The sequence below is a fragment of the Rhodococcus sp. NPDC003382 genome (assembly GCF_053589135.1).
This window is the reverse complement of sequence record NZ_JBSFRH010000018.1, coordinates 62,993-75,235: the sequence shown is the minus strand read 5'-3', so window position 1 is coordinate 75,235 and position 12,243 is coordinate 62,993. Positions and strand designations below refer to the sequence as shown.

Annotated in this window: 13 protein-coding genes; 3 read left to right on the top strand and 10 right to left on the bottom strand. The window is 68.5% G+C overall.

Going from position 1 to position 12,243, the window contains the following annotated elements:
• The first annotated feature begins 96 nt into the window (after positions 1-96).
• A complete protein-coding gene (tgt, locus tag ACWDUD_RS14485; RefSeq protein WP_450109742.1) occupies positions 97-1,338 on the top strand; it encodes a tRNA guanosine(34) transglycosylase Tgt in 1,242 nt (413 codons plus the stop codon).
• Here tgt and ACWDUD_RS14480 read toward each other — a convergent pair whose 3' ends face one another.
• The 10 genes from ACWDUD_RS14480 to ACWDUD_RS14435 form a co-directional block, all read right to left on the bottom strand.
• Complete coding sequence (locus tag ACWDUD_RS14480; protein ID WP_197252135.1) at positions 1,339-2,094, bottom strand: queuosine precursor transporter; 756 nt, start codon at positions 2,092-2,094, stop codon at positions 1,339-1,341.
• 100 nt (positions 2,095-2,194) lie between these two features.
• Positions 2,195-3,109 carry an RDD family protein gene (locus ACWDUD_RS14475; RefSeq protein WP_450109741.1) on the bottom strand — a complete coding sequence of 305 codons (915 nt, stop codon included), beginning with the start codon at positions 3,107-3,109 and terminating at the stop codon, positions 2,195-2,197.
• A 93-nt stretch (positions 3,110-3,202) separates the two neighbouring features.
• Entirely contained in the window at positions 3,203-4,156 is a 954-nt protein-coding gene (locus ACWDUD_RS14470) for a hypothetical protein (RefSeq protein ID WP_450109740.1), read from the bottom strand.
• Positions 4,157-4,232: 76 nt separating this feature from the next.
• Entirely contained in the window at positions 4,233-5,192 is a 960-nt protein-coding gene (gene gluQRS / locus ACWDUD_RS14465; RefSeq protein ID WP_450109739.1) for a tRNA glutamyl-Q(34) synthetase GluQRS, read from the bottom strand.
• A 103-nt stretch (positions 5,193-5,295) separates the two neighbouring features.
• Positions 5,296-5,952: a hypothetical protein gene (locus ACWDUD_RS14460; protein ID WP_450109738.1), complete on the bottom strand. Its 657-nt coding sequence runs from the start codon at positions 5,950-5,952 to the stop codon at positions 5,296-5,298.
• 60 nt (positions 5,953-6,012) lie between these two features.
• Positions 6,013-6,588, bottom strand: coding sequence for a TetR/AcrR family transcriptional regulator (locus ACWDUD_RS14455; protein ID WP_197253261.1), 576 nt, complete (start codon positions 6,586-6,588; stop codon positions 6,013-6,015).
• A gap of 103 nt (positions 6,589-6,691) precedes the next feature.
• On the bottom strand, positions 6,692-7,249 hold the full coding sequence (locus ACWDUD_RS14450) for a TIGR03086 family metal-binding protein (protein ID WP_197253263.1): 558 nt from the start codon (positions 7,247-7,249) through the stop codon (positions 6,692-6,694).
• 135 nt (positions 7,250-7,384) lie between these two features.
• Positions 7,385-8,146, bottom strand: a complete 762-nt coding sequence (locus tag ACWDUD_RS14445) for an SDR family NAD(P)-dependent oxidoreductase (protein ID WP_450109737.1) — start codon at positions 8,144-8,146, stop codon at positions 7,385-7,387.
• Positions 8,147-8,212: 66 nt separating this feature from the next.
• The gene (locus tag ACWDUD_RS14440; RefSeq protein WP_450109736.1) at positions 8,213-9,397 is read right to left on the bottom strand and encodes an acetyl-CoA C-acetyltransferase; all 1,185 of its coding nucleotides are present in this window, start codon (positions 9,395-9,397) and stop codon (positions 8,213-8,215) included.
• Between the two features lie 58 nt (positions 9,398-9,455).
• Positions 9,456-10,595, bottom strand: a complete 1,140-nt coding sequence (locus ACWDUD_RS14435) for an acyl-CoA dehydrogenase family protein (RefSeq protein ID WP_197253269.1) — start codon at positions 10,593-10,595, stop codon at positions 9,456-9,458.
• Between the two features lie 100 nt (positions 10,596-10,695).
• On the opposite strand from ACWDUD_RS14435, the gene ACWDUD_RS14430 reads away from it, so the two are divergent.
• Both ACWDUD_RS14430 and ACWDUD_RS14425 read left to right on the top strand, forming a co-directional pair.
• Complete coding sequence (locus ACWDUD_RS14430; RefSeq protein ID WP_420750912.1) at positions 10,696-11,271, top strand: TetR/AcrR family transcriptional regulator; 576 nt, start codon at positions 10,696-10,698, stop codon at positions 11,269-11,271.
• Between the two features lie 248 nt (positions 11,272-11,519).
• Entirely contained in the window at positions 11,520-12,053 is a 534-nt protein-coding gene (locus ACWDUD_RS14425; protein WP_450109735.1) for a COG4315 family predicted lipoprotein, read from the top strand.
• Positions 12,054-12,243: the final 190 nt, after the last annotated feature.

Genomic DNA, 12,243 nt, shown 5'->3' with positions numbered 1-12,243 from the left:
CGGAAACGGCCGCTCACGCACCGGCCGGTCGAGGTCCGGTGAACGGTAACCTGGCACAATCGTCGGGTGAACGCCCCACGCAGTACCGACTCCGCAGTGCCGACTCCGCCCGACCCGTTCTTCACCGTCGGCGCCCGGCTGGACAACGGTCTGGGCCGCACCGGCACCATCCACACCCCGCACGGCGACATCCGCACGCCGGCGTTCGTCGGTGTCGGCACCAAGGCGACGGTCAAGGCGGTGCTGCCCGAGTCGATGAAGGACCTCGGGGCGCAGGCCCTGCTCGCCAACGCGTATCACCTGTACCTGCAGCCGGGACCGGAGATCGTCGACGAGGCCGGCGGGCTCGGCAAGTTCATGAACTGGGACGGCCCGACGTTCACCGACAGCGGCGGATTCCAGGTGATGTCCCTCGGCGTCGGATTCAAGAAGGTGCTGGCGATGGAGGCGGTCGGCGTGCAGTCCGACGACGTCATCGCCAAGGGCAAGGAACGGCTCGCGCACGTCGACGACGACGGCGTCACCTTCAAGTCGCACCTCGACGGCTCCCGACACCGGTTCACCCCCGAGGTCTCGATGCGGATCCAGCATCAGCTCGGCGCCGACATCATGTTCGCGTTCGACGAGCTGACCACTCTGATGAACACGCGGCGCTACCAGGAGGAGTCGCTCGCGCGGACGCAGGCGTGGGCGGTGCGCTGCATCTCCGAGCACGAGAAGCTCACCGCCGAACGCGCTCACCGTCCGTACCAGGCGTTGTTCGGTGTGGTGCAGGGGGCGCAGTACGAGGATCTGCGGCGGCAGGCGTGCCGCGGCCTCGAATCGATCGTCGGCGAGTCCGGGCGCGGATTCGACGGATACGGCATCGGCGGGGCGCTCGAGAAGCAGAACCTCGGCACCATCGTGCGCTGGTGCACCGAGGAACTGCCCGCCCACAAACCCCGCCACATGCTCGGCATCAGCGAACCCGACGACATGTTCGTCGCGATCGAACACGGAGCCGACACCTTCGACTGCGTGAATCCGTCCCGGGTCGCCCGCAACGCGGCCATCTACCATCCGGACGGCCGGTTCAACATCAACACCAGCCGCTTCCGGCGGGACTTCACGCCCATCGACGAGAACTGCGACTGCTACACGTGCGCGAACTACACGCGCGCCTACATCCATCACCTGTTCAAGGCGAAGGAGATGCTGGCGTCGACGTTGTGCACGATCCACAACGAGCGGTTCACCGTGCGGCTCGTCGACGAGATCCGCGCGTCGATCGAGGGTGGTTATTTCGCCGAGTACAAGGCGGACACCCTCGGCCGGTTCTACGCGGGTGCCCGCCGGTAGTCAGACCGCCGAATAGGTCGGTTCGTGTTTCTTCACGTGCGCGATCACGCGGTACGTGATCGGCATGACGACGATCTCCACGAGCGTCTTCCACAGGAATCCGACGATCACGTAGTTGGTGAAGTCCGTCCACGTCGAGATACCGATCGCACCCGCGGCGATCGCGCAGAAGATCAGCGTGTCGGCGAACTCGCCGACCACCGTGGACCCGATCAGCCGGGCCCACAGGTACTTCTCCTTCGTGCGCTCCTTGATCCGCACCAGCACGTACGAGTTCAGCAACTGGCCGACGAGGTAACCGGAGAGACCGGCGAGCAGGATGCGCGGGACGACCCCGAGGACCGCGTCGAACGCCTCCTGGTTCTCGTAGAAGTCGGCGGGCGGCAGCAGGCCGGTGATCCAGAAGCACAGGGCGGCCAGGGCGACCGCGCCGAACCCGAACAGCACCGCGCGCCGGGTCGCCGCGAACCCGTACACCTCGCTCAGGACGTCGCCCAGGATGTAGGCGAGCGGGAACAGGAAGAAACCGCCGTCGGTCAGGATCGGCAGGATCTGCAGTGAGCCGACCGCGACGTCGGCGTCGCCGAAGAATGCGACGCCCTTCGTCGCGCAGATGTTGGAGATGATGAGCACCGTCGTGAACAATGCGACGATCCCCGGGTAGTAGCTGCGCGCCACGTGCGCGAACGCCGCATGATCGGTTGTGGCGACCGGGCCGGTGGCGGGATTCTTCGGGGTCGATGCATGCTCTGTCACCCGGCCATCCAAGCACTCGCGGCGCGACAACGCGAAGTACGGACAAAACGCCGCGGGCCCCGTCCGGAGTGGACGGGGCCCGCGGTCGGGGTGGGACGGATCAGGACTTGACGACCTGCGTGCCGCCCGCGAACTTGTCGTGGAAGCCCTGCTTGGTCGGGCTCTGCTCGATGGTGACTGCGACGCCGATGTATGCGGCGAACGAGGCGATGTTGAACAGCCAGCCGAGGATCGGAATCCAGGTCAGCGCCTGCAGCCCCAGGTAGGCGTTGCGCTTCGCGGCCTCTTCGAGCGTGGGGAGTCCGCCGTTCGGGCCGGTCACCGACAGACCGAGCACCTTCTTGCCCACCGTCGCGCCCTTCGTGGACTCGAAGTACGTCGCGTAGCCGAGCATCGCGACGCCGGAGAGCAGGCCGACCACCGCGGTCAGGAAGAAGACGTCGGCGATGGCGACGATCGCGGTGAGGATCGCGAACGGGACACCCACGATCAGTGCGTCGATGACGCGCGCGCCCAGTCGCGGGAGCAGCTCGCCCGGCTGCCCGGCACCCGGGCCGGAGGCAGGCTGCGGTGCGCCGAACTGCGGAGCGCCGAACTGGGGGGCGCCGTACTGCTGGCCGGGCTGCTGCGGGGCACCGTACTGCTGGTTACCGAACTGCGGGGCCTGCTGGTCGCCGTACTGCGGCGCACCGTACTGGGGGCCGGCGGGCGGGGCGGTGTACTGCGGCGTCGAGGACTGGCCACCGTACTGCGGACCGCCGTACTGCGGACCGCCGTACTGCGGGGCACCGTACTGCGGCGCACCGGTGGGGGCACCGTACTGCTGTCCGCCCGCCGGGGCACCGTACTGCGGGGGATTCTGCTGGGGCGGCTCGTAGCCCGAGGTGATCGGGTTCGGGAAGTGCGTGGTGTAGTCGGCCGGTTGCCCGGATGCCTGCGGTCCGCCGTACTGAGGTGCGGGGTATGCCCCCGAACTGTGTGGATCGGACTGAGGCGGATATCCCCCGGTGGTCATGTCTCTCCCTTGTCGTCGGGCGTGCGGATGCTGCACGGTACATCGCCCGTGCAGCACTCGTCGATATGGTCGAAATGTCCGCACGCTGCCCGATCAGGGTGCCACAGGACCCCCAACGGTCACTCGGTACGCATAGGTCGAGGCGATGAGCGTCACCGGAACACTGACGAACAGACCCAGCCCGCACAGCAGTGCGCCGACGATGTTGAGTCCCACCACGGCCAGCGCAAGCAACAGCAAGGTCCCCACGTTGGAGGAGATCGCTTGGATGCTGGACTTGATCGCGGTGATCGCATCCTGGTTCTTGTCGATGACGAACGGCAGCGTCCACCAGGTCAGGAACATGACGATCAGGCCGGGAATGATCAGGAGCACGAACCCGATGACCGTCGCGAGGCCGACGAGCACGCCCGCGATGATCACCGCGGCGACGTTGGTGAACTGGAAGAACGAGCCGAACGCAGGCTTGTTGCCGTCGATCTCGTGCAGCGCACCGCGGACGTACGCGGCCTGGATGAGGTAACCGACGATCGCGCTCACGATCGTGCCGATCGCGCGCCACAGCGTGAAGTCACCGTCGGTGTTGAAACCGCCGAAGATGAGGTTGATCACACCCTGGATGACGAGGGCCACGATCATGAAACCGATCCACACCCCGGCGTTCGCGCTGAACTTCGACCATCCGTACGAGATGGCGTCGCCCACGCTCAGCTGCGTCGGGACGGGGGAGTAGCCGGGAGGCTGCGACGAGAAGTTCCCCGGCGGGGGCGGGTAGTTACCCGGGGGCGGGGGGTAGTTCCCCTGCGGCGGGTAATTGCCTTGCGGGGGATAGTTCCCTGACGGCGGGGGGTAGCTCCCTGGCGGGGGCGGGTAGTTGCCCTGGGGCGGAGGGTAGTTCCCGGGAGGTGGGTAGTTGCCCGGCGGGGGCGGATAACCGCCGGACGGTGGTGGCGGGTAGCCACCCTGCGGATTCTTCGGATCCGGGTTCTCGGGGCTGTTGCCCTGCCTGTACGGGTCCTGGTTCGGGTCGTAACCGCCGGTCGTCATAGCTCGTCCTCTCGAGGCGGCTGAGCGTCAAGTCAATTCCGCACACTACGTCCGATTCGGTCGTTGCGCAGCATGATCAACTTTGTCCGGCGATCCCGGCTTCGTCGGGCCACACGAGCTCGGTCTCGAACACCCACGGATGCCGGGGTAGCAGCGCCGGGTTCCAGCGGTCGAGCAGCAGCGGCAGCGTCACCGGCTCCCCGGGGTCGGCCAGGCGGAGGGACACCGCGATCCGGCCCAGCACATCCGCGGGAGTGTGCCCGAGGGTGCGTTGATCGGCGAGGGTCACGGCGCCGTCGCGCTTGGCCAGCCTCTTGCCCTCCGCGTTCAGCGCGAGCGGGACGTGCGCGTACACCGGCGCCGGAAGATCCAGCAGCCCAGCCAGATACGCCTGACGGGGTGCGGAGGAGAGCAGGTCGTCGCCGCGCACGACCTGATCGATGCCCTGCGCGGCGTCGTCGACGACGACCGCCAGGTTGTAGGCGGGGGTCCCGTCGCCGCGTCGCAGCACGAGATCGTCGACGATTCCGGTGAAATCGCCGTGCAGCACGTCGTGCACCGTGAAGAAGTCCGTTCCGGCCCGCAACCGCACGGCCGGCGGGCGGCCCGACGCCATCTTCTCGGCCCGTTCGGCACTCGACAACCTGCGGCACGTGCCCGGATAGGCACCGGCCGGCGCGTGCGGCGCGGAGGTGGCCTGCTGGATCTCGCGTCGGGTGCAGAAACACTCGTAGGTCAGCCCGGCCCGGGTGAGCCGGTCGATCGCCTCCTCGTACAGTCGAAGCCGCCGCGACTGGTGGACGACCTCGGCGTCCCAGTCGATGCCGAGCGCCGCCAGGTCCGCGAGCTGAGTGTGCTCCGCGCCGGGCCGGACCCGATCGAGATCCTCGACGCGCACCAGGAACCGGCGTCCGGTGCTGCGGGCGAACAACCACGCGAGCACGGCGGTCCGAAGGTTGCCCAGATGCAGGTCGCCGGAGGGACTCGGCGCGAACCGCCCGGCTCCCACCGGTGCCTCGGCCTCCGAATAGAACATTCCTGCACCCTATCCGGGTGCGGCTCCGCCGCCGGTGTGCCTGAGTGCGGCTCCGCCGCCCGTGTGCCTTTGTGGCGGTCGGGACCGCCACAACGCAACACCGTCAGAGGAGGTTCACCGCATTCGCCACGACCAGACCGAGGATCACCAGCGACAGCAGGGACTGCACGGCCATGGTCAGCTTCGCCCACCGCGCCAGGGGCAGGACGTCGGCGGGACCGAACGTGGTGGCGTTGATCAGGGCGAGGAACAGGTAGTCGGCGAAGACGGGCCGCCACCCGCTGGGCGCGAGTTCGGGCTCGAGCTGCTGGGGGAACGCCAGGTCGGGATGGGCCCGGGGCCGCAGGTGCCGGTTCACGGCGCCACCACCGTCGAGTTCCCAGTACAGGAAGCCGAATGCCAGGACGGTCTGCATCCACACCAGCGCACCGGACAGCAGCAGGTCGATCGCGACCGTGGCGGTCGGTGCGCTGTGCAGCAGATCCCACACCAGCCGCGCCGCACTCCACGCCGCCCCCGCCGCGATCACGACCACCAGGGCGACGGACAGCGCCCGCACCCATCTGCCCGGGCGGTCGATACGACCGGGGTCGACGATGACGAGCGCGACGAGAACCGATCCCTCGATGACGGGAAGCAACCACGTGTAACCCGGCGAGTAGTGCGAGGGAAGCAGGAACGGCACGGCCATCGACACGAGCACGAACGCCGAGGCGGTCCAGCGCTGTTCCGCGCGTGGGGAAGGTGAAACCTCGGTCATCGCGGAGCCCTCGTTCCGGGTGACGGGATCATTCACTCGGTAGACCGAATGATGGTCGCATCAGTCGTCGGCGAGGGCCAGCTGAATCTGGGTGTGCAGGGAGTGGGTGAGGAACTCCGGCGGATACAGCGCTGGGCATGCGATCGCGTCGAGAGCGAGACCGTTGACGGCGGCGAGCAGCAGCGTCGCCCGTGTCTCCGGCTCCGGGATGCCCATCCGGATCAATACGGCGGACACTCCCGTGCGCATCGTGAACAGCGTCGCGTGGCGGATCGCCCCGAGCGGCGGCGACGTGACCGCGCGGACCGTGAAGGCCGCCATGACCTGCGCTTCGCTGGCTCGCTGTTCGTCGAGCGGCAGCAACTGGCTCAGGGCCGCGAACAAGGTGCGGGACGGGTCGATGTCGGGATCGGTGCTGCTCAGCCGGGCCAGGACCCGGTCGGCGAGCGCCCGGAAGGCGAACGCGAGCATCGCGTCCTTCGTCGGGAAATGATGCTGTACCGCGCCGATGGAGACCCCGGCCTCACTCGCGACCTCGCGCACGCTCGCCGAGTCCAAGCCGCTGCGTGCCGCGACCTGGAGCAGGGCAGCGGCGAGCCGGTTGGGGTTCGTGGTGGCGTACGGACGGGCGCGCATGGATGCACCGTACCTGCATCAATCGGACATACGACGGTATGGGTACCGCTACCGGAGACCGACCGGCACCACGGCGACCAGGCACGACGCCGGTATGCGACGCTCAGGCCTGCCGGCCCAGGTACCCGAGGACCCGGGTGGTGCGGTCGGCGCCCTCGGGCACGTCGACGGCCGGACCGCACACACCCGCCATGCGGATCGATTCCCCCATCGCGGTCGCCGCGGACTCGACGAAATCGAGGTCGGCGTCGGCGATGGTTTCGTCGAGGCCCGTCGCGCGTGCCAGGTCCCACCCGTGCACCACCAGATCGAAGGTGTAGAACCGGTCGACGGTCGCGGCGAGGGACGTTCGCCCGAAATAGCCTTCGTACTCGAGGTTTCCGCGAGCCGGATCGTCGAGGATCTCCTGCATCGCGTCGCGGGTCGCGATCCACGCCCCGACCGGATCCGCTTCCGGTGACGGTTCGGACGGCAGCTCGAGGCCGACCTTGGTGACGATGTCGCGCTGGGTCTCGACGACGTGCTGCACCACGTCGCGCGCGGTCCAGCCGTCGCACGGAGACGGCGAGCTCCACCGGTCGGTGGGGACCGCTTCGACGGTGGCGGTGAACTTGGCGGCGAGGTCGCGGTAGTGGTCGGCGGGGGACGCTGCGTTCGTCATGACCTCGATTGTGGTCGAAGCCCCGCGATCCGAGGCGGTAACTCGCTCGCCGACGTGCCGGCCGAGGAACCGTGGGTAGCTGTCGGTGCCGCTACCTACGGTCCGTGGCCGGCACGGCGCGATCGGATACCGCGGTCAGCGCGGTGCCATACGGATGGCGCCGTCGAGGCGGATCGTCTCGCCGTTGAGCATCGGGTTGTCGATGATGTGGGCGGCCAGCGCCGCGTACTCGTCGGCCTTACCGAGACGCGAGGGATGCGGAACCTGCTCGCCGAGTGAACGCTGCGCTTCCTCGGGGAGACCGGCCATCATCGGGGTCTCGAAGATTCCGGGCGCGATCGTCACGACCCGGATGAGATGCCGGGCAAACTCGCGGGCCAGCGGCAGAGTCAGGGCCGCGACCCCACCCTTCGACGCGGCGTAGGCGGGCTGACCGATCTGCCCGTCGAAGGCGGCGACCGAGGCGGTGTCGACGATGACGCCGCGCTCGCCGTCGATCGGATCGGTCGCGGCGATCTTCTCCGCGGCCAGCCGGATCACGTTGAACGTGCCGACGAGGTTGATGCGGACGACGCGTTCGAACTCCTCGAGGGGAAGGGCCCCGTTGCGGCCGAGGACCTTGCCGGGCGTGGCGACACCCGCGCAGTTGACCGCGACCCGCAGATCACCGAGACCGGCAGCGAAATCGACGGCTGCGGCGACCTCGGCGGGGGAGGTGACGTCGGCGGCGACGAAGTGCGCGCCCTCACCGATGGCCGCTGCCGCGTCGGTACCGCGCGAGCTCGGCAGATCGATCAGCACCACCTGGGCTCCGCGTTCGTGCAGGGCGCGGGCGGTGGCGTTGCCGAGGCCCGAGGCACCACCGGTGACGATTGCGACGGCTCCGTCGATGTTCATGAAATTTCTCCTGGTCGGGGGGACGGTCACGGGGTTCTCGCAACCGGAAGAGACAGGGCGCTCAGCTCACGGCACGCGCACGATGAGAGCGTCGCCCTGACCGCCGCCACCGCAGAGCGCGGCGACACCGGTACCACCGCCGCGGCGGCCGAGTTCGAGCGCGAGGTGCAGCACGATGCGCGCCCCGGACATCCCGAGAGGGTGGCCGAGCGCGATGGCGCCGCCGTTGACGTTGATCCGCGTCCGGTCGAGGCCGAGTTCGCGGGCCGACGCGATGCCGACCGCGGCGAATGCCTCGTTGATCTCGACGAGATCGAGATCGGTCGGGGCGATACCCTCACGCTCGCAGGCCTTTGCGATGGCCCGCGACGGCTGCGACTGCAGGGTCGAATCGGGGCCGGCCACCACGCCGTGCGCGCCGATCTCGGCGATCCAGGACAGTCCGAGTTCCTCGGCCTTGGCCTTGCTCATCACGACGACGGCGGCGGCACCGTCGGAAATCTGCGAGGCCGACCCGGCGGTGACCGTACCGTCCTTCAGGAACGCGGGCGGCAGCTTGGCGAGCGATTCGGCGGTGGTGTCCGGGCGGATGCCCTCGTCCGCGGTGAACAGGACGGGGTCGCCCTTGCGCTGGGGGATCGGCACCGGCACGACCTCGTCGTCGAACAGGCCGTCCTTCCAGGCGCGGGCCGCGTTCTGATGCGACGCCGCGGAGAACTCGTCCTGCTCCTCGCGGGACACGGCCCGCTCGTCGACGTTGGCGTACTCGGTGAGGTTGCCCATGCCCTGATCGGTGAAGACGTCGTAGAGCCCGTCGTGCGCCATGTGGTCGCGCATCGTGACATCGCCGTACTTGAATCCGGTGCGGCTCTTCTCGAGCAGGTGCGGTGCCTGGCTCATCGATTCCTGCCCACCGGCGACGACGATGTCGAATTCGCCTGCGCGGATGAGCTGGTCGGCCATCGCGATCGCGGTCAGTCCGGACAGGCAGACCTTGTTGATGGTCAGGGCCGGGACGTCCATCGGGATGCCGGCCTTGGCGGCGGCCTGGCGGGCGGGGATCTGGCCGGCCCCGGCGGTGAGGACCTGGCCCATGATGACGTAGTCGACCTGGTCGGGGGACACGTGGGCCTTGTCGAGTGCGCCCTTGATGGCGACGGCGCCGAGGTCCGAGCCGGAGAAGTCCTTCAACGAGCCCAGCAGCCGTCCCATGGGGGTGCGGGCGCCGGCGACGATCACAGAGGTGGTCATGAGTGAGCTTTCGGCAGTAGGGCAGTAGGGCAGTGGGGCAGTGGGGAGAGGCGGCGGGTCAGCCGGCCAGGTGACGGCTGATGACCAGTCGCTGAATCTGGTTGGTGCCCTCGAAGATCTGGGTGATCTTGGCTTCCCGCATGTACCGCTCGACGCGGAAGTCGCGGGTGTAGCCGTAGCCGCCGAGGACCTGGACGGCGTCGGTGGTGACCTTCATCGCCGCGTCGGTGGCGACGAGCTTGGCGACCGAGGCGTTGCGCGAGTACGGCAGGCCCGCGTCGCGGCGCCGGGCCGCGTCGATGTAGGTGGCACGGGCCGAGTCGACCGCGGCGGCCATGTCGGCGAGCAGGAAGCCGAGACCCTGGTGGTCGATGATCTTGCGGCCGAACGCCGTCCGCTCCTGGGCGTAGGCAACGGCTTCGTCGAGCGCGGCCTGCGCGAGCCCGACCGCGACGGCGGCGATGCCGAGGCGACCGGAGTCGAGGGCGCTGAACGCGATCTGCAGACCCTGTCCTTCGGCGCCGAGGCGGCGCTCCTCCGGAACGAACGCGTCGTCGTAGTGCGCCGAGGTGGTGGGGACGGCGTGCAGGCCCATCTTCTCCTCGGGCTTGCCGAAGGTCAGTCCCTCGGTGCCCTTGGGGACGAGGAAGCACGAGATGCCCTTGGAGCCTTCACCGGTGCGGGCGAACAGGTTGTAGAAGTCGGCGATGCCGCCGTGGGTGATCCACGCCTTCGAGCCGGTGATGCGGTACCCGCCCTCGGTGGCGGTGGCCTTGCAGGCGAGTGCGGCCGCGTCGGAACCGGCCTGCGGTTCGGACAGGCTGTAGGCGCCGATGGTGTTGCCGCCGAGCATGTCCGGCAGCCACTTCTGCTTCTGCTCGTCGGTGCCGAAGGCCATCAACGGGTGGCAGGCGAGGCTGTGGACGCTGACCGCGACGGCGACCGCGGCCCAGCGGGCGGCGAGTTCCTCGAGAACCTGCAGGTACACCTCGTAGGGCTGGCCACCGCCGCCCCACTCCTCGGGGTACGGCAGGCTCAGCAGCCCGGCCTCGCCGAGGGTGGCGAAGACGCCCTCGGGATAGGTCTCCGTCTTCTCGTGCTCGTCGACGATCGGTGCCAGCACCTTGTCGGCCACGTCGCGGGTGAGCTGGATGAGGTCACGGGCCTCGTCGGTGGGCAAGAGACGGTCGACGGCCACAGGATTCTCCTCGGGGAATACGGAAAGTAGTACTGGGTTCTGCTTCACAGTACTGCCGACAGGAGCGTACTGCAATCAGTCCCCCAGTACTATCACTCGTATGGATTCCCGCTCGTCCTTCGCCACCGCTCGTCGCACCGAACTGTTCGACGGGCTGGTGGAGCTGTTCCTCGCGGAGGGCTTCGCACATCTGACGCTCGATGCGATCGCTGCGCGCCTCCAATGTTCCAAGTCCACCCTCTACACCCTCGCCGGCAGCAAAGAACAGCTGGTCACGGCGGCGACGGTGCACTTCTTCAAAAGGGCGACCGAACAGGTCGAATCGAAGGTCGCCGCCGCGGGATCCCACGACCGCATCGCCGCATACCTCACGGCCGTCGGTGAGGCCCTCGCCGCGGCGTCGGAGAAGTTCATGAACGACCTCGACGCCTTCGCCCCGGCCCGCGAGGTGTACGAGCGCAATACCCGGATCGCGGCCCGCCGTGTCCAGGAACTGATCACCGAGGGCGTCGCCACCGGCGACTTCCGAGGAGTCAACGCGGCCTTCGCCGCAGACCTCGCCGCGACGATGATGGTGCGCATCCAGCAGGGTCGCGTCCGTGCCGCCACCGGGCTCGACGATGCGAGCGCCTACCGCGAACTCGCCTCCATCCTCACCACCGGCGTCACCGCCTGACGCACAGCGTCCGGTCGGAACCCGGCCGCCGACAGCGCGGTCGCCGGTGCGAATCTCCGGGCGGTCGGCCCGATCCGCCCCGATACGACCCTTCCCGGTGGGACAATCGGACGGACCCACAACAGTGTTTGTCGAGGTCGGCGGGGGGACGTCCGGAAGATTCCGGCCCTGCCTCGCGGTATGCGGGTACGGGCACCGACTGGGAGAAGGACCCGATTCCTATGAACAGATTCGTGCGGAGAAGAGTTGTGCGCGCTGCGACGCCGTTGGCGTTCGCAGCCGTCCTGGTGCTGGCCGGTTGCTCCGACGACGGCAACGGCGACACGGACACCGACAGCGGAGCCTACGACCACGGGACCACGCACACCAGCGACGAGACCCGAACGACGGAAGCCGCCTCTCCTCCACCTGCCGGCGCGGCGGGGGCGGCCCTCGCGGTCGCAGGGTCCGAACTGGGCGACATCATCGTCGACGGCAGCGGGATGACCGTCTACGTCTTCGACCAGGACACTCCCGGCTCCGGCACGAGCGCGTGCACCGGACCGTGCCTCGACGAGTGGCCACCGGTCCTCACCGACACGACCACCCCTCAGGTGGAGGGCGTCGGCGGGCAGATCGGCACGATTCCCGCGCCGGACGGCAGGCAACAGATCACGGTGAACGGATGGCCGATCTACTTCTATGTCGACGACACCGCCCCCGGTGAGGTCGACGGTCAGGGCGAAGGCGGCGTGTGGTGGGTTCTCGACCCCGCCGGCCAGAAGGTGACCACGCAGAACTGATCTCGGCCCGGAAGTCACCGCGCGGCTCGGGTCGCGCGGTGACTCACCCGCGTCGAATTTCCCACTCGTGTAATGGATTCGGTCAAGTAAAGCCGTAAATCGTTCCGTCCGAACCGTTCCCGTGTCGGATCGATCCCTGCGGGACGTCGTGCCGAAACGAGGTCGACCCTTCACGTTTCCTCCATCGTCT

Bases quoted from the DNA above. Each gene is read 5' to 3' on its own strand.
- ACWDUD_RS14445 (WP_450109737.1), bottom strand. From the start codon at position 8,146: ATGAACATCGACGGAGCCGTCGCAATCGTCACCGGTGGTGCCTCGGGC.
- ACWDUD_RS14475 (WP_450109741.1), bottom strand. From the start codon at position 3,109: ATGACCACCGGGGGATATCCGCCTCAGTCCGATCCACACAGTTCGGGG.
- gluQRS (WP_450109739.1), bottom strand. From the start codon at position 5,192: ATGTTCTATTCGGAGGCCGAGGCACCGGTGGGAGCCGGGCGGTTCGCG.
- ACWDUD_RS14430 (WP_420750912.1), top strand. From the start codon at position 10,696: ATGGATTCCCGCTCGTCCTTCGCCACCGCTCGTCGCACCGAACTGTTC.
- ACWDUD_RS14455 (WP_197253261.1), bottom strand. From the start codon at position 6,588: ATGCGCGCCCGTCCGTACGCCACCACGAACCCCAACCGGCTCGCCGCT.
- ACWDUD_RS14440 (WP_450109736.1), bottom strand. From the start codon at position 9,397: ATGACCACCTCTGTGATCGTCGCCGGCGCCCGCACCCCCATGGGACGG.
- ACWDUD_RS14460 (WP_450109738.1), bottom strand. From the start codon at position 5,952: ATGACCGAGGTTTCACCTTCCCCACGCGCGGAACAGCGCTGGACCGCC.
- ACWDUD_RS14450 (WP_197253263.1), bottom strand. From the start codon at position 7,249: ATGACGAACGCAGCGTCCCCCGCCGACCACTACCGCGACCTCGCCGCC.
- ACWDUD_RS14470 (WP_450109740.1), bottom strand. From the start codon at position 4,156: ATGACGACCGGCGGTTACGACCCGAACCAGGACCCGTACAGGCAGGGC.